Genomic DNA, 16,610 nt, shown 5'->3' with positions numbered 1-16,610 from the left:
GATGACCGCACCCACCGCCGCCGGTTGCGCGGCCCCGGACCAGGCCGCCCCGCTGCCCGCCGGCATCGACCTGGAGAAGGAGACCGTCATCACCGGCGTCGTCCACTCCGGGCAGGGCGAGGCGGTGCCGGGCGCGTACGTCCGGCTGCTCGACTCGACCGGTGAGTTCACCGCCGAGGTGGTGACCTCTCCCGCCGGCCAGTTCCGGTTCTTCGCCGCGCCGGGCACCTGGACCCTGCGGGCGCTGTCCCGGCACGGCAACGGGGACGTCGCGGTGACCGCCGGCCGGGGCATCACCGAGGTGACCCTCACGGTCGCCGACTGACCCACACTCCGATCGGCCACGTGGCCCGTGTCCCCGCCCTGCGGTGGATGCGGGCCACGAGCCGTTCCCGGCTTCCCGCCGCCAAGTTGATCAACTCGGTTTCGGTGGGATGGCGGACTTCTCCCGTCCGGCACGCCGCCACTTCGCCGTGACGGCGGGTTGGTGACGGCCGCCGGTGGTGTCGTGCCGGCGGCCGTACCGTTGCGGTTTCCCCGCCGATGGATGCCGGCGGAGGCGGGATCAGCCGAGTTTGCGGCGGGTCTTGGCGCCCCAGCCGGCGACGGTCACCAGCAGGGCACCGAGGCCCAGCAGGATGCTGCCGACCAGGCCGACGGCGGCCGTCGAGGCACCGGTCAGTGGGAGGTCCTGATGCGCGGACATGTTCTCACCTCCCTCACCGGGTCGTGCCCACGGCGATGCGCGCCGGGGAGTCCCAGACGCAGCGGTCGACCGTCGGCTGCCGGATCGCCTTCACCAGGGCGTGCACCAGGATCACCCGGTACAGCAGGTCGGCGACGACGATCACGGGGAGGAAGAGCGGCAACTGCGGGTGGCGTAGTCGCCACGCCGCGAGGGTCACCCAGATCCCCTGTCCGGCCAGCATGAACAGCAGTCCGGGCAGCAGCCCGGGGCCGGCGCTGGCGAGTAGCCAGAGGGTCAGCGGGCCGCCGGCCACGTACAGCAGCCAGTGCAGCATCAGCAGGCCGTACGCGTAGTCGAAGCGGCTGGCCTGCCGGCCGACCCGGTGGCCGATGACGCCCTGGAAGGTGCCCCACATCCAGCGCAGGTTCTGCCGGTACCAGTCCCGTAGGTTGGTCGGATCCTGCAGGTGCGCCAGCGCGCGGGGCGCGTAGACGACCCGGCCGAGGTTGCGCCGGTGGGTCTCCAACACCCAGTAGGTGTCGTCGACGATGTACGGCGGCTGCTGGGGCAGCACCACGTCCAGCAACTCGGTGCGGTAGACGGAGTTCGAACCGGAGATGCAGTTCATCACGTTGAAGTGGCTCTGGATCCGGCGGATCACCGCCTGGTACATCCAGTAGCTGTACGCCCGCTTGGCCAGCCACGGGTTCCACCGTCGCTGCGGGGGCCACCAGGTGACGTTGTGGCCCACCACGATGGCGACCTCGTCGTCCAGCTTGGCCAGCGCGGTGGTGACGAAGTCGGGGGCGATCACCACGTCGTCGTCGAGGATGGCCACCGCACGGTAGCGCGTACCGAGGTCGAAGTTCGCGTACGCGGCGTGCAGGGCGGCCGGCTTGCCGACGTTGTGGGCCAGGGACAGGACGCTGGCCCCGGCCGACTCGGCGAGCCCGGCCGTACCGTCGGTGGAGGCGTCGGAGACCAGGTAGACGTCGCTACCGGTGGCCCGGGCGGCGCGTACCGTCGCGGCGATGGTGGCGGCGCCGTCGCGGCAGGCGATCAGGATGGCCACCTGCTCCGGGCGTACCGGCCCGTAGCGGGGTGGTCGGACCGCGTGGCGGGGACGGTCGGCGGCCTCGGGGCGGAGAAAGCCGTATCCGAACGAGCCGAGGATGAGGAGCAGCACGACGCAACTTACAGTAATCGACGCAGTCAGCAGCACTTCGGGCATGGCGGGCCAATCCGCAGGCAGGAGGGGATGTGAGCGCCGCTTGCGTTGAGGCGTGCTGATGACGCTAAGTGATGATTGGTGGTTCACCAAGGCTGGTGATCAGATCGAGCCGTTCGGCCTACCGCCGAGTACCGCTGCGGCCAACCGCGCACGCGGATGAGCGCAGCGCGGCTGGCCGGGTAGCCGCGACTGGTGCTGTTAGCCGGTTCTGCGCCCGTCGGATCAGCTGTGGCCGAAGAATGATCGGCGCTGCCACGACGGCGTGCGAAGCCGGTCGAGGATGCGAGCGTCTCCGGCTCGTCGGCCCCGACCGCGCCGAGCCGTGCGCCAGGGCGCTTGTCTCAGTACGCCCGCAGCCTGCTCGCGTTGAGCGCAGGGGCGGATGTCGGCGGAACGACCTTGTACTCAAGATCTTCGAGTGCCTTGGCGGCGATCGCCGGCGCGTCGCGGACCGCCGAGAGTAGCTGAAGCTGACGCCACTGCTCGCGTCCTTCGGCTATTGCGTCCTGCCATCCATCGTTGGTCTCGACGCAGAACTCTTCGACCACCGCCTGAAGCGCATCCTCGACGCACGGTCGGAAGCGATGGCCGCCGAGGGGGAAGTGGAACTTCGCCAAGCGCGGTACCTCGTGCCGTCGCTTGCGTGCTTTCGGTCGCCCGCGGTCGCCGACCTGCATCGCGAATGCAAACTCATCCCGGTGCCCGTGTACGTGTAGGTGCGCCGAAGGTACGCCTTGCTGAAAGGGCCGTACGTATTCGTAACGGAAGAGGGGTGCCTTGTCGCCTTTTGCTGTGACATGAAACCAGGAGGCGTCTGTTGCCAGATGTCTGCCTGTCGAGTCGAGGCAGCAGTTGAACTTGATCAATAGATCCAGTCGGTGTCGGCCGCCGATGCGTAGCGGGAAGGTTCCGAAGTTGTCTCCCTCGACGATGCCGACCATGATCCGACTGCTGCCGTTGCGGTCCGGAAGCAGCAGCGCCGAAAGCGACTTCTCGGTCATCACCACACTGTGAACCCGTGTGGTGATGTTGTCCGCGAACTCGCTTGCCAGTCTGACCAGGTCGGTGTGGGTGCCGCCGTCAGCTCTCGTCATCGCCGAGCAGGTAGTCGATGGAGCGGACCAGCTCGTAGACGCCGCGTTCGTCGGGGCGCAGCTCGAAGTTCCGGCCCAGGTCGTACAGCGTCTCCTTGGACATGTGAACGCGTTCAAGGAGGCGGTCACGCCATTCTCGCAACTCTTCGGGAGTCTTGACGATGGCCGTGCCCATCGTTGCCCCTCTCGCTGACGGCGAAGTCGCTGTCCGGGTCACCCTATCGCCTCCCTGCGACGAATTCGACAGATCGCATAAGTGTCCTCACTTATGGTGATCGATTGGGTGGTTCGGATGGCGACGCTGCTGTCGTCTTAGCGACAGTCGCGATTCGGGTGGTGGTGGCCGCCGGTCGGGTCGGGACCGGCGGCCACCACTGGGACCGGGTCAGATGCCGGTGGCGCGGGTGCAGTTGGAGGCCGGATCGAGCGCGAAGTCGAGGGTGCCGACGATGCCCGCCTCGATCCGGTGCCGCTGTACCTGCGGCACCCAGCCGTCCTTGGCCACGATCACCTCGTACCGGCCGCGCGGCAACCACCAGGTGTACCTGCCGTTGGCGTCGGCGGTCAGGGTGGTGCCGGTGCCCGCCGAGATCAGGTTCACCCGGACGGTCGCCGGTATGCCGACCGTGACGCCGCCGCAGGTGGTGCCGGTGACGGTGCCTTGGATCTTGCCCCAGCTGGCCGGCGGCGACACGTTCGTCTCCACCGAGACCGGAGTGACCGGGTAGGGGGTGTCCGAGGCGATCGCCAGCTCGCCGGCGTACCGGCCGGGCTGGGCGACACCCGCCTCCGCGGTGGCGGTGAGCGTGACGGTCACCGTCTGGGCGGCGCCCGGTGCCAGGGTGAAGGTGCTCGGGGAGGTTGCCAGCCAGGGCAGGTCCGCCTCGGCCGCGCAGAGTTCCAGCCCACCGAGCCGCTCACTGTCCGCGCTGCCGACGAAGGAACTGGGCGAACCACCGATCTTGTACGCGCCGCAGGCGGCGGCGCCGCGGTACCGGGGGAACTTGGCGTTGGGCAGGTCACGCCAGGCACCGGTGGCCGGGTCGAAGGCGACACTGCGGTTGCTGACCGCCGTCGACCCGGCGGTCACCCCGCCGGCCAGCACCAGCAGCCCACCGGCGGCCGCGTACTGCGAGCCCCACAGCTCCAGCGGCATGCTCGGCAACGGACTCCAGGCGTCCGCCGCCGGGTCGTACCGGTAGGCGTCGGTGTACTCGGTGCTGCCCGTACCGCCGGCGCAGTAGACCGCCGCGCCGATCCCACCGCAGGACAGCCAGGACACCGGGTGCGGGTAGCTGGCGGCGGTGCGGAACGTTGCGCTGCCCGGGTCGAACACCACCAGCTTGTCGCTGTCGGTGCAGGTGGCGTCGGCACAGCCGCCCACCAGGTACACCTTCCCGTCGAGCACCGCCGCGCCGGCCGCCGCGACCGGTGCCGGGTTCGTCGCACCCGGCACGGTGCTCCACCCGCCGGTGGCCGGGTCGAAGACGTCGACCGTGGCGACCGTACCGTCGTCGGCACCCCAGCCACCGATCACGTAGAGCTTGTCGCCGACCGCCGCCGCAGCCGGCTTGGAGCGTGCCGTCGGCAGGTCGGGCAGGGCGGCCCAGGCGTCGGCCCCCGGGTCGTACGCCCAGGCCCGGCGCTCGGTGCCGGTACCGCCGCCGCCGCCGACCGAGTAGACCTTGCCGTCCAGCCAGGCCGCCGCGTTGTCGTAGATCGACGCCGGCAGCCTGGCGATCTCACTCCACGCCTCGTCGGCGGTGGTGGTGGCGGTGGTGGTGCCGACCTGCGGTGCCGCCGAGCCGTACGCGACTCCGGTGCGTGCCTTGCTGATCCCCTTCATCTTCTGCTCCCGCAGCGCCGCGCCGCCCTGTTTGAGCAGCTCGAACTGGCCCGAGCGTTCCAGCAGGTCGACGGCGGCCGGCGCGCTGCCGGTGTTGCGGATCGTGACCCGGGTGGTTCGGGTGCTGCCGTACGGCTGATGCGCCTCGATCGTCGGCGGGCTGACCGTCAACCGGCCGGCGCCGAGGGCGAAGTTCGCCCGCTTCACCCCGTCGGCGCTCACCGCCACGTCCTTGCCGGCCGGCTGGTACGGCGTTCGGCCGGCGGTGAACCCACGGGTGCCGGTCAGGGTGGAGAAGAGCCAGTAGAAGCCGTCCGGCTCGGCACCGTCCTCCGGGGTGGCCGCCGACACCGCCCGTTCCTCCGGTCGGTCGTCGCTGACCACGGTCACCCCGTTGACCGCGGCACCGGTGTTGCGATCGGTGGTGGTGCCGACCACCAGACCGCCCGGTACCGGGGCGCACTCCCGGTTCACCACCGCCACGTCGTCCACCTGCCACCACCAGGCGAAGGTGCCCTTGAAGCGGAAGCGGACCAGCGCGGACTCGGCGTTCGCCGCCGGGTTCAGCGGCACCTCCTCGACCCGCGGGCCGCGCCGGCTGGCCGTCTGGTGCCAGACGTTGGTCCAGGTGGCCCCGGCGTCGGTGGAGACGTCCACGTCGGCGGTGTCGGTGATCCCGACCGCCCGCCAGTCACTGCGGAACCGCAGCACCGGCGCGGCCGAACCGGACAGGTCCAGCGGTGCGGTGATCAGATCGGTGTCCTGGGTGTTGCCGCTGCCGAGAGCGTCGCTGTCGATGATGGCGAATCCGCCGGAGCCGCCGGTCAGGTTGCCCCGCGAGCGGGGGTCGTCGAAGACCCAGCCGCCGGAGGCGGTGCGGTTGGTCACCGTCCAGCCCGGTGGGGTGCCCGTACCGTCGAAGCTCTGGGCGAGCAGCGGAGTGCCGAACTGTCCGGTGTAGCCGGCCGCGGTGCAGCCCGGGTCGACGGGTACGACCACGTTGGCCGTGACGTCGGCACCGGCCACCGGCACGTCGCGGGTGACCGTCCGGTAGCCGGGGTACCGCGCGGTGACGGTGAGCCGGTACGAGGTGCCACCCGGCACGGTGACGGAGTAGCGTCCGGTGGCCGGGTCGGTGAAGACCGGGGCACCGGGCCGCCCCGCCACGTCGATCTTCGCGTACAGCGGCCAGCCGTGCCCGGAGCCGTCGGTGACCTTGCCCTTCACGGTGACCGTCGGGTTCGCGGTCAGGGCGAAGTTCCGGGTCACGGCGTCGCCCTCGGCGACGGTGACGGTCGCCGACTGGTCGGCGTAGCCGTACGCCCGCACCGTCAGGGTGCTCTCGCCGGCCGGCACGCTCAGCGCGTACCGCCCGTCGGCTCCGGTGGTGACGGTGCGGCTGCCGTCGGCCACCGTCGCGCCCGCGACCGGGTCGCCGGCACCGGCGTCGGTCACCACGCCGCTGATCCGGCCGACCGGTCCGCGGGGTGCGTCCCGCACCGCGGCGTACGCGTCGAGGCGGCCCTCGCCGAAGACGTTGTTGTCGGCCGGGGTGCCGCCGCACGCGGTGGCGTCCACGTCTCGGGCGGTGCGGTCCAGCAGCTCCTCGGTGGCGGCGATGTCCCCGCGCAGGCTCGGTGCGGCGGCCCAGACCAGCGCCACCGTGCCGGCCACGTGCGGAGCGGCCATCGAGGTGCCGCTGGCCGAGGCGTACCCGCCGTTGCGGACGCTGGAGCGGACGTTGCTGCCGGGTGCCGCGATGTTCGGCTTGATCAGGTCGGTGCCGGAGCCGCGACCGGAGAAGCTGGCGATGGCGTTGTTCACGTCGTAGGCCCCGACGGCGTACGCGTTCGCGTTGTCGCCGGGGGAGCCGGCGCTGCCACAGGCCGGGCCGTCGTTGCCGGCGGAGAAGACCGGGAACATGCCGGCGGCCCGCCAGGCGGCGATGGTCTGCTGGTACCAGGGGTCGCCGCCGTCACCGCCCCAGGAGTTGTTCACGATGTCGGGGCGCAGGTCCGGCCGGGGGTTCTGGCCGTTGACGTCGGTCGGCGCCAGCACCCACTGGCCGGCGGCGAGCAGCGAGGCGTCCGAGCAGGTCCGCGCCTCGCAGCCCTTGGCCGCGATCCACTTCGCGCCGGGTGCCACCCCGATCTGGTTCCCGGCACCGTCGTCGCCGACCATCGTGCCCATGGTGTGCGTGCCATGGTCGTTGTTGTCGCAGGGGGCGGTGCCGCCGCACACGCCGGCCGGGTCGAACCAGTTGTACGCGTGGTCGAAGCCACCGCCGACGTTGCCCCGGTAGGAGGCGACCAGCGCCGGGTGGTCGTACTGCACGCCGCTGTCGATGTTGGCCACCACGATGCCCTCACCGCGGTCGCCGAACTCGTCCCACACCCGGGGTGCGTCGATGTTGGCCAGTCCCCACTCGACGGCGGCGGTACGCGCCCGGGTGGCCTCGACCGAGGTGGGCAGCAGCAGGGGATAGCTGCGAGTCGGCGCGATCCGGGCCACCTCGGGCCGGCGGGCGATCTCGTCGAGCAGCGCCTGGTCGCCCTCGACCCGTACCGCGTTGGCGATCCAGTACGCGGTGTGCGGTGCCTTCCGCTCGTCGAGCACCGCCCGCAGGTCGCGCTGGGTACGGGTGGCGGTGCTGGTCAGCAGGCGATGCACCGTACGGGCCCGGTCGTCGGTGTCGCGTACCCGGCCGGCCTCGGCCAGCGGTGCGGTCTCCCGCAGGTAGACCAGGAACGTGGTGGTTCCGGCGGCGGCCAGCCGGTCGAGCAGTACCGGGTCGACGGCGGCCCGGTGCGGGGCGGGCTGTGGAGCCGGTGCGGCGAACGCGGGCTGGGCGGTGACACCCAGCATCGCGACGGTCAGTAACGCCACCGCGCGTCGGCGTGCGGACCGTACCGATGGTCGTGTGAACAAGTTTCCTCCCCACGTCGTCGGTCCCGATCGATTCGGGGCCGGGCATCCGCGTGTCAGGCCGTGACACGCGGAGCGGTCGGACGATGTGGGTGGCTGATGGCGGTGCCCGCCCGCTGAGAGTCATGCTCTTGCGCCGACGATCGGTGATCAATGGACTGCGTCGGTCAGTACTCGGTCAGTGACGAGGCGCAATCCTGACGGTTAGGCTGAGTTGCCGATCCCATCGGCGAATGTCGTTGTCGATGGATGGGAAGTCGCAGGTCAGCACGGGCTCTCGGGGAGGCAACGTGTCGGATGGTGAGATACCGATTCTGGTCTGCGTCAGCTCCGACGCCACCGTTCGGCAGCGGGTGATGCAGCGGCTCGACGGGGTGGGACCGGTGGTGATCTGCGCCGACCTCGCCCAACTGCGGGCGATGTTCCCCGCGCCGCCCGCGGAGCCCGGCGACACCGGTGCGACTCCGGCGGACCGGCCGGGCGGATGGGACGACCTCGTGGTCGACCGGGCCGGGCACTGGGTCACCTGGCGGGGCGTACCGCTGGGGCTGACCCGTACCGAGCGCGAGTTGCTCGCCCGGTTGGCCAGCTCGCCGATCACGCTGTGGAGTTACGAGCGGCTCTTCGCCGCCGTCTGGGGCGGCGCCTACCTCGGCGACACGGCGATCCTGCACTCGGCGGTCAAGCGGCTCCGGCGCAAGCTCCGCACCCTGCCCGACGGGCCGCAGGTGCAGACCGTCCGGGGTGTCGGCTACCGGCTGACCGCGCCGCCCGAGGCCCCCGACGCCCGCCGTCCGGCCGGTGGCGGCGACCAGCAAGCCTGACGCCGGGCGGGGGCGGTGGGTGGGTGTCCCGCGCGTGACACCATGGCCCGGTGAGCAGTGCAGTCCAACCGGGGTACGCCCCGCCCGCCGGTCCCCAGCCACCCGACGCCGGCTCCGGCTGGCCGCGTTGGCTGGTCGCGCTGACCGTGGCCTGGGCGGTGCTGCTCGCCGGCCTGACCTGGTACTCGGCGCGCAACGACCCGCCGACCGTCCGCGAGCAACGCACCCTGGCCCAGGCGGTGCCGGTGGTCGACGCGGCGATCGGCGAGCTGGTCGCCGCGGCCGCCGGTGCGGTGCCCGCGCTGGCGCCACCCGAGATCGAACGGGGCTGCCGGATCACGCCCTTCGCCACCGGGGCGACGCTGCGCCGTCAGGTCGACCTGGCGGTCGCCGGTGGCGAGGAACGGGCGCTGCTCGAACAGGTCTCCGACGGGTTGCCGGCCGCCTGGCGGGCCGGCGTCCGGGTCACCTCCGACGGCCCCCGGCTGCGTGCCGACGCGGGCGAGTTCGTCACCGTGCAGGGGCGCCAGGTCGGTGACGGCCGGATCCGGCTGACCGCCGAGACGGGCTGCCGGCCGGTCGACGGGGAACCGGCCGCCCCGGCGCCGGGTGCCGCGGGCGCCGAAGCCCGGGCGCTGGCCGAGGCGCTGCGGGCGTTGGGCGCACCGACCGTCGAGCCGACGGAGCTGGTGACCGCGACCTGCCCGGGCGGCGGGGTGAGCCGTACGGTCCGGTCCGCCGACGTGGTGCCGGCCGGATCGCCGACGGCCGCGCTCGCGCCGCTGGCCGGCGGCACACCGGTGGTGGAGACCCCCGAGACGTACGCCTATCGACGCGACGGCGTGGCGGTGCTGGCCGAGCTGGGCCCGGACGGGGTGACGCTCGCCGCGACCACCGGTTGCCCGGGCTGACCTACCGCGGTTCCACCTCGTCCGCCGGGGTGCGGCTGCGGCCCAGCGCGTCCACCCGGCCCCACCGGCCGGGGATGTCCAGCAGCTCCACCCGGCCCATCCCGGACGGCACGTACGGATCGATGATCAGGTGCTCGCCCTGTGGCTCGAGCCCCAGCAACACCCGCAGCAGCAGTAGCGGGGTGCCCGCCGACCAGGCCTGCGGGCTGCACGCGGTCGGGTACTGCACCGGGTACTCGGTGAGTTCCCGCTCGTACCCGGCGAACGCCTCCGGCAGCCGGCCCTCGAAGTAGCGGGACGCGGCCAGCATCGACTCGCAGATCTGCCCGGCCTCCTGCCGGAAGCCGTACTTCCACAACCCCCACGCGATGATCGAGTTGTCGAACGGCCAGACCGTGCCGACGTGATAGCCGATCGGGTTGTACCGGCCCTGGTCGTCGGCGAGGGTGCGGACCCCCCAGCCGGAGTAGAGCCGGGGCCCCAGCAGATGTTCGGCGACCCGCCGGGCCCGCGACTCGTCCACGATGCCGCTCCAGAGCAGGTGCCCCAGGTTGGAGCTGAGCGCGTCCACGGGGGTGCCGTCGGCGTCCAGGGCCAGCGCGTAGTACTCCTTGTCCGGCAGCCAGAAGTCCCGGTTGAACCGCTCCTTCAGCTCGGCGGCCTCCCGTTCCAGCCGGTCGGCGTACGCCGGGTCGTTCCAGTACAGCCGGGCCAACCGGGCGCCGCGCAGCTTCGCGTCGTACGCGTAGCCCTGCAGTTCGCAGGTGGCCCGGGGGAAGGTCGGCAGTCGGCCGTCGGAGTAGGAGATGGCGTCCCAGGAGTCCTTCCAGCACTGGTTCTCCAGACCGTTGCGTGGGTTGCGGGTCTGGTACCAGACGTACCCGGTGCCGAGCAGGTCGCCGTAGGTGTCGATCCAGGTCAGCGCCGACCGGGCGGCGAACTCCAACTGCTTGACGAGTGCGACGTCGCCGGTCCACCGCTCGTACTCGTCGAGCAGGACCACGAACAGGGCGGTGGAGTCGGCCGAGCCGTAGTAGGGCGAGTGCGGCTGTTCCTCGAAGCCGGCGGCCTCGCCGTAGCGCAGCTCGTGCAGGATCTTCCCGGGCTCCTCGTCGCGGAAGTCGTCCAACCGCACACCCTGTAGGCCGGCCAGGACCGTCAACGTCGGCGGGATCAGTTCCGGCAGGAACGGCAGCACCTGCAACGAGGTGATGATGCTGTCCCGGCCGAACAGCGTCATGAACCAGGGCAGCCCGGCGGCGAGCAGCCGGACGCCGAGCGAGATCGACTCGTACCGCAGCGCGGCCAGGTCGTCCAGGCTGCGCCGGTACGCCCCGGCCAACGGTTGGCAGTCGCAGCCGAGCTTCGGTGCCTTCGCGACGAACTCCGCGTGCTCCGCCTCGATCGCCGCCATCGTCCGGGTGCCGGTGAGTGGCAGCTGGGCGCGGGCGTCCTCCCCGCGGGCGCCGTAGATGACGGTGGAGATGCTCAGCCGGGTGGTCCACTCGCCGTGCGGGCTGACCTCGATCTGGAAGGTCATGCCCCGCTTGTCGACCGTGGCGGCGGCGCTGCTGCGCACCACCGTCTCCCGGTGGAACGCCTGGCGGCGGTACGTCATCCGCAGCGTGTTCTCCTCGACCTTGGCGGTGTGCTGGCCCTGCTTGCGCTGGACGTCCTTGATCTCGAACAGGTCGGCGAAGTCGGCGGCCATCTCGATCCGGACGGTGCAGCTCAGCTCCTGCCCGGAGTGGTTGAGCACGGTCAGTTCCTCGTCGAAGCCGCCGCCGATGCCCCGGCTGCGGATCACCGAGACCTTGGTGTCGAGGAAGTGGGTGGGTTCGCCCGGCACCAGGAAGTAGCGGGTCCGGTAGGACTCGGAGTCGTCGAGGGAGAGGGCGTGCAGCCGTTCGCCGTCGAGCAGCAACAACCAGGTGGAGAGGAAGCGGGTGTCGAAGGTGAAGAGGCCGGTGGGGAAGTCCATGGACGGCTCGATGTCCCCGTGGCGATCGCTGACCAGGAAGGTGTTGCCGTCGAGGATGCTGATCAGTTCCTTCACCGCACGCGCCTGACGTGCTCGCGGGCCACCTCGCGCGGATCCCGGGTGCCCGGCGGTGGCGGGAAGAAGCGGCGGAAGGCGAGGAACAGCAGCACGTTCCCGGTGAACGTGCTCTCGTTGCGGAACAGGGCGGCCATCGCCTGGCTCCGGCCGGTCACCAACCTGTCGAAGAGGTCGACGCCGCAGTACCAGACGGCGTCGGCACCCTCGGAGCCCTGGCCGATCTCGATCTCGCCCGGCCGGATCCGGGCCAGCCAGTGGGTGGTGCTGTGACCGTCGGAGATGTCGATCCGCAGCGTCCCGGCGACGGGGCCGTGCAGGATCTCCGGTGCGCGCGCCGGCAAGGAAGCAAAGAACTGCTCGGTCGCCTCGGTCACATCCGAATCGTAGGCATAGGTCCGACTTGTCGGGCGAGTTCCGCCGCCTTGCCGGTCCCTGTTCGGTGACTCAGGTAACGCACTCAGTAGACGAGCGCCTGGGCACCCTCGGCCATCGTCTCCTCCACGAAGACCGCCGCACCAGCGATCCGTACGCCCGGGATCACGTCGTCGGAACCGATGTCGCGGCGGGCCGCGCACTGGGTGCAGGCCGTCACCGTGCCGGTGGTGAGGATCACGTGCAGCAGCTCGGCCAGCGGCGCCGAGTGCGGCAGCTCGAAGTCCTGAGCCCGCCCGGGCAGGGCGAACCAGGTCGACTCACCGGTCAACCAGAGCGAGACGTGCACGCCAGCGGCGGCTGCCGTGGCCGCCACGGTGAACGCCTGGGCGCAGCGCTCGGGCGCGTCGGCTCCGGCGGTGGCCTTGACGACGAGAGTGCGGGCCATGCCGTCCAGCATAGGATGAACCGGATGGTCACCGAGATCGGGTTCGTCAGCCTGCTGGTCGCCGGCCTGGGCGCGCTCGCCGGTGGCCTGATCTACCTGGCGGTCCGCATATCGAGAGGTAAACATCAACGTGACTGAGCCGGTGTCGGACGACAACAACCCGCTGGCACCGCCGCCGTGGTTGAACGCGCCCCCGGTCGACCCGTACCCGTTCGAGGAGAGCCACGACCTGCGGGTGGGGCCGAAGCTGCATGCCGCCCTGGACGGCCTGTTGCCGTACGTCGGGGTGTGGCGGGGACGCGGCCGGGGTGGCTTCCCCACCATCGAGGACTTCGACTTCGCGCAGGAGATCCGGATCAGCCACGACGGCCGGCCGTTCCTGCACTACGAGTCGCGGGCGTGGCTCCTCGACGAGCAGAGCCGTCCGGTGCGCCCGGCCGGCCGGGAGGTCGGCTGGTGGCGGCCGGTGTTCGACGGTGACCGGGTCACCGACGAGCTGGAGGCGCTGCTGACCGTCCCGACCGGGGTGATGGAGCTGCACATCGGTCGGCGCAAGGGCACCCAGATCGAGTTCGTCAGCGACGCCGTGGTGCGGACCGCCACCGCCAAGGAGGTCACCGCCGGGCACCGCCTCTTCGGCATCGTCGAAGGTGCCCTGCTGTACGCGCAGGACATGGCCGCGGTGGGCCAGCCGCTCTCTCCGCACCTGTCCGCCCGGCTGATCCGGGTCGGCGGCTGATCCGGACGCGCGGTTGATCCGGACGCGGGGCTGATCGTCAGGGCAGTGGAAAGCCGAGCAGTTCCCGCAGTCCCGGCGTACGCGGGCTGCGGGGCAGCTGCTCGCCGTCGATGGTGCGCACCTCCACCAGGCCGCGTACCGACGAGGTGAGCCAGACCCCGTCGGCGTTCCGGAGTTCGGCGGGGGTGGTCATGCGCTCGGCGGCCCGACAGCCCGCCGTGGCGGCGTTGGCGAGCAGCCAGGCCACGGTGGTGCCGGGCAGGATGCCGGTGCGGCGGGCCGGCACCGTGCAGAGCGTGTCACCGGTCAGCCAGACCACGTTGGCGGTCGGCCCCTCCAATGCGTACCCGTCGGAGGAGACCCAGAGCACGTCGTCCACCCCGGCGCGGGTGGCCCAGCGGCGGGCCGCCGTGCTCGCCCCGTACGACGTCGACTTGATGCCCGCCGGGAGCCAGCCCAGTTCGGGGCGGGCGTCGGCGGGCACCCCCAGCGAGAGGGTGGCCACCCGGACGCCGTCGCGGCGGGCCTGCCGGGCGGTGGGCGGTACCGGCGCGAGGGTGGCGTAGACGGTGGGTGGGCCGCCGCCCTCGGGGCCTCGGGTGCAGACCAGCCGGAGCGCGCCCTCCACCTCGGGTGGCCAGCCGGCGGCGACGGTGTCCAGCAGTTCGACCAGGGCCGCGTCGCCGGGCAGGGTCAGCTCCACGGCCGCCGCACCGACCCGCAGCCGGGCCAGGTGCGCCTCGCGCAGCCACGGCCGCCCACCACGCAGGTGCATCGTCTCGAACAGCCCGTCGCCGCGGAGCACGCCGAGGTCGTCGCCGCGGAGCACCGGCTCGCCGAGCGGTAGCAGGCCCCGACCCAGCACGCCGATCCGGGTGGCTTCCATGGCTGTCGACGATAGCGGGTCACCCGTGGGCCGAGAGCCGCCGAGATGGCCGAACTATGATCGGAGGGTGTCCGAGTCATCCCTTGCGGAACTGCTCCGCTCCCGTGGGCTGCGGCTGACGGCGCAGCGTCAGCTGATCTTGCAGGCGGTGCTGGACCTCGGGCACGCCACCCCGGAGCAGGTGCACACGGCGGTCCGCGAGGTCGCCGCCGGGGTCAACATCACCACCATCTACCGCACGCTGGAGCTGCTGGAACGGCTCGGCCTGGTCACCCACACCCACCTGTCGCACGGGTCGCCGACCTATCACGCCGCCGGTGCGGACCAGCACGTCCACCTCGTCTGCCGGGACTGCGGCGCGATTGACGAGATGGATCCCGAGCTGCTGCGCCCACTGGCCGACCAGTTGGCCAGCGAGCGGGGTTTCCGGGTGGACATCGGCCACGTCTCCTTCTTCGGTCAGTGCGCACGTTGCGGGAACGGGGAGCAGGGATGATCGACGTCGCGGGCGCGGTGGCCGTGGAGAGCATCGACGAGGCCAGCCGCGACCAGCCGGAGCCGGCCCACGCGGCGGCCGGGGTACGGGGGGTGGCCGCGCACTACGGCGACCCGATGCGGGAACAGCGCCTGCTGGACACCGAGGTCGGTCTGGTGGACCGCTCCCACCGGGGCGTGGTGGCGGTGCCGGGTGCGGAACGGATCTCCTGGCTGCACACCCTGACCACCCAGCACCTGTCCGGGCTGGGCCCGTGGCAGGGCAGCGAGCTGCTGGTGCTCTCGCCGAACGGCCACGTCGAACAGCACGCCATGGTCACCGAGGACGGCGACACCACCTGGCTGGACACCGAGCCGGGCGCCACCGAGGGCCTGTTGGGCTACCTGGAGAAGATGCGGTTCTTCAGCCAGGTCGAGCCGCGCGACGCCACCGCCGACTGGGCGGTGCTGTCGCTGGTCGGACCGAAGGCGCCCGCGGCGGTCGCCGCGCTCGACGTACCCCCGCTGGCCGAACCGGACGTCACCGGCGTGCCCGGTGCCAAGTTCCGCTCCGGTGAGCTGCCCCCGCACCCGACCACCCGCTACGACGTCAAACCGTTGCCGACCGGCGGTTGGGCCCGACGCGGCCCGCTGGGGGTGGACCTGCTGGTACCCCGGGCGGAGCTGGACCAGGTGGTGGCCCGGCTGCGCGAGCGCGGCGTGCCGCCGGCCGGGCTCTGGGCGTACGAGGCGGTGCGGGTGGCCGCCCGGCGAGCCCGGGTGGGGGTGGACACCGACCACCGCACGATCCCCGCCGAGGTGGACCTGATCGCCCCGGCCGTGCACCTGGACAAGGGCTGCTACCGAGGTCAGGAGACGGTCGCCCGGGTGCACAACCTGGGCCGGCCGCCACGCCGGCTGGTGCTGCTGCACCTGGACGGGGTGACCACCGACCAGTTGCCAGCCGCCGGCACCCCGATCACCCTCGACGGCCGCACGGTCGGGTTCGTCGGCACCGCGGTGCTGCACCACGAACTGGGGCAGATCGCGCTCGCCGTGGTCAAGCGTTCGGTGCCCGACGACGCCACCCTCCGGGTCGCCGACAGCACCGCCGCCATCGACGCGTAAGGAAGGGCACCTCTCAACGCCTGCGGTAGAGGACGGGCACCCTCTTGACATTCCTGCTCCGAGCAGGCGCTCTAGGATCGCCGGCATGACAACAGGGACGTTGATCACGGTTGCCCCCACCGGCGCGGAGTCGGCCAAGACCGAGGTGCCGGCGCTGCCGGTCACCCTTGACGAGCTGCTGCTCACCGCCAAGGAGTGCGAGGCGCTCGGCGCCTCCGTCATCCATGTCCACATCCGCGACGTCGCCGCCCGGCCCACCCTCGACCAGGGGCGGCTGCGGGAGACGGTGGCGGCGCTGCGGGAGAGCACCGACCTGATCGTGCAGCTCTCCACCGGTGGCGCGGTCACCGACCCGGAGGCCGACCGGCTGGCCGTGCTCGACGCGCAGCCGGACATGGCCTCGTGCACGATGGGCACGGTCAACTTCGGCGACGACGTCTTCCTCAACCGCTGGGAGTTCATCGTCGACCTGCACTCCCGGATGCAGGACCGCGGCATCGTGCCGGAGTACGAGATCTTCGACCTCGGTCACCTCACCGCCCTGCAACGGCTGCTCGGCCGGTACGGCCTGCCGCACGGCGGCCACGTGCACGTGGACTTCGTGATGGGTGTGCCCGGCGGGATGCCCGGCACCGCGGCGACCCTCGTCGCGGCCCAGCAGATGCTCCGTGACCTGCCGACGGGCACCACCTTCTCGGCCACCGGCATCGGCCGGAGCACCATCCCGGTGCTGCTGGCCTCGTTGTCGACGGGCGGTCACCTGCGGGTCGGGATGGAGGACACGGTGACGTACGCCAAGGGCCGGCCGGTGGAGTCGAACATGCAGCTGGTCGCTCGGGCGGTCGGCTTCGCGCAGCTCGCCCAGCGTCCACCGCTGAATCCCGCCGAGGCCCGCGAGCTGCTCGGCCTGTAAGGGCGCGGCGGGAGACAGCTCCGTACACCCGGAGGTGGAGTCCCTGCTCACCCCGGCAGCCGTCCCGCCGGT

General features: G+C 71.8%; 16 protein-coding genes. 8 read left to right on the top strand and 8 right to left on the bottom strand.

From position 1 onward, the window contains the following. Position 1 precedes the first annotated feature (1 nt). Positions 2-325: a DUF1416 domain-containing protein gene (locus D2L64_RS16850; protein ID WP_119577634.1), complete on the top strand. Its 324-nt coding sequence runs from the start codon at positions 2-4 to the stop codon at positions 323-325. Between the two features lie 240 nt (positions 326-565). Here the strand turns inward: D2L64_RS16850 and D2L64_RS27595 are convergent, their stop codons facing one another. The 4 genes from D2L64_RS27595 to D2L64_RS16835 all read right to left on the bottom strand — a co-directional run bounded on the left by D2L64_RS27595 (position 566) and on the right by D2L64_RS16835 (position 7,787). Further along, positions 566-706 (bottom strand): hypothetical protein, encoded by a 141-nt coding sequence (locus tag D2L64_RS27595; protein ID WP_199714575.1) that lies wholly within the window; start codon positions 704-706, stop codon positions 566-568. Between the two features lie 13 nt (positions 707-719). Then, a complete protein-coding gene (locus D2L64_RS16845; RefSeq protein ID WP_233558993.1) occupies positions 720-1,874 on the bottom strand; it encodes a glycosyltransferase in 1,155 nt (384 codons plus the stop codon). 386 nt (positions 1,875-2,260) lie between these two features. Then, a complete protein-coding gene (locus D2L64_RS27090) occupies positions 2,261-3,013 on the bottom strand; it encodes a hypothetical protein (protein WP_147376249.1) in 753 nt (250 codons plus the stop codon). Positions 3,014-3,398: 385 nt separating this feature from the next. Further along, positions 3,399-7,787, bottom strand: a complete 4,389-nt coding sequence (locus D2L64_RS16835) for a S8 family serine peptidase (RefSeq protein WP_407663121.1) — start codon at positions 7,785-7,787, stop codon at positions 3,399-3,401. 287 nt (positions 7,788-8,074) lie between these two features. Between D2L64_RS16835 and D2L64_RS16830 the strand changes: the two genes are divergently transcribed. Together D2L64_RS16830 and D2L64_RS16825 are read left to right on the top strand one after the other, a co-directional pair. Beyond that, positions 8,075-8,608 carry a winged helix-turn-helix domain-containing protein gene (locus D2L64_RS16830; RefSeq protein WP_119577628.1) on the top strand — a complete coding sequence of 178 codons (534 nt, stop codon included), beginning with the start codon at positions 8,075-8,077 and terminating at the stop codon, positions 8,606-8,608. Positions 8,609-8,658: 50 nt separating this feature from the next. After that, complete coding sequence (locus tag D2L64_RS16825; RefSeq protein ID WP_119577626.1) at positions 8,659-9,519, top strand: hypothetical protein; 861 nt, start codon at positions 8,659-8,661, stop codon at positions 9,517-9,519. A gap of 1 nt (position 9,520) precedes the next feature. Here D2L64_RS16825 and D2L64_RS16820 read toward each other — a convergent pair whose 3' ends face one another. From D2L64_RS16820 to D2L64_RS16810, 3 genes are all read right to left on the bottom strand, one after another. Next, positions 9,521-11,575 carry an amylo-alpha-1,6-glucosidase gene (locus D2L64_RS16820; RefSeq protein ID WP_119577624.1) on the bottom strand — a complete coding sequence of 685 codons (2,055 nt, stop codon included), beginning with the start codon at positions 11,573-11,575 and terminating at the stop codon, positions 9,521-9,523. Next, positions 11,572-11,952: an SCP2 sterol-binding domain-containing protein gene (locus D2L64_RS16815; protein WP_119577622.1), complete on the bottom strand. Its 381-nt coding sequence runs from the start codon at positions 11,950-11,952 to the stop codon at positions 11,572-11,574. Before D2L64_RS16815 ends, D2L64_RS16820 begins: the two co-directional genes overlap by 4 nt. Before the next feature lie 83 nt (positions 11,953-12,035). Further along, entirely contained in the window at positions 12,036-12,410 is a 375-nt protein-coding gene (locus D2L64_RS16810; protein ID WP_119577620.1) for a DsrE family protein, read from the bottom strand. 12 nt (positions 12,411-12,422) lie between these two features. On the opposite strand from D2L64_RS16810, the gene mtfM reads away from it, so the two are divergent. Both mtfM and D2L64_RS16805 read left to right on the top strand, forming a co-directional pair. Beyond that, positions 12,423-12,536, top strand: a complete 114-nt coding sequence (gene mtfM / locus D2L64_RS28305) for a small membrane protein MtfM (RefSeq protein ID WP_267898682.1) — start codon at positions 12,423-12,425, stop codon at positions 12,534-12,536. Beyond that, positions 12,529-13,137: an FABP family protein gene (locus D2L64_RS16805; RefSeq protein ID WP_119577618.1), complete on the top strand. Its 609-nt coding sequence runs from the start codon at positions 12,529-12,531 to the stop codon at positions 13,135-13,137. The genes mtfM and D2L64_RS16805 overlap by 8 nt, the downstream gene beginning before the upstream one ends. Positions 13,138-13,174: 37 nt before the next feature. Here the strand turns inward: D2L64_RS16805 and D2L64_RS16800 are convergent, their stop codons facing one another. Further along, positions 13,175-14,023 carry an aminotransferase class IV gene (locus tag D2L64_RS16800; RefSeq protein WP_119577616.1) on the bottom strand — a complete coding sequence of 283 codons (849 nt, stop codon included), beginning with the start codon at positions 14,021-14,023 and terminating at the stop codon, positions 13,175-13,177. A gap of 67 nt (positions 14,024-14,090) precedes the next feature. Here D2L64_RS16800 and D2L64_RS16795 point away from each other — a divergent pair, with 67 nt between their 5' ends. The 3 genes from D2L64_RS16795 (at position 14,091) to D2L64_RS16785 (ending at position 16,538) form a co-directional block, all read left to right on the top strand. After that, positions 14,091-14,519, top strand: coding sequence for a Fur family transcriptional regulator (locus D2L64_RS16795; RefSeq protein ID WP_119577614.1), 429 nt, complete (start codon positions 14,091-14,093; stop codon positions 14,517-14,519). Next, positions 14,516-15,625 (top strand): CAF17-like 4Fe-4S cluster assembly/insertion protein YgfZ, encoded by a 1,110-nt coding sequence (gene ygfZ / locus D2L64_RS16790; RefSeq protein ID WP_119577612.1) that lies wholly within the window; start codon positions 14,516-14,518, stop codon positions 15,623-15,625. The genes D2L64_RS16795 and ygfZ overlap by 4 nt, the downstream gene beginning before the upstream one ends. An 85-nt stretch (positions 15,626-15,710) precedes the next feature. After that, a complete protein-coding gene (locus D2L64_RS16785) occupies positions 15,711-16,538 on the top strand; it encodes a BKACE family enzyme (protein WP_119577610.1) in 828 nt (275 codons plus the stop codon). Positions 16,539-16,610: the final 72 nt, after the last annotated feature.

Source organism: Micromonospora radicis, from assembly GCF_003583405.1.
Classification (GTDB): domain Bacteria; phylum Actinomycetota; class Actinomycetes; order Mycobacteriales; family Micromonosporaceae; genus Micromonospora; species Micromonospora radicis.
The sequence above is the reverse complement of the archived record's forward strand: the minus strand, read 5'-3'. Positions and strand labels throughout refer to the sequence as shown.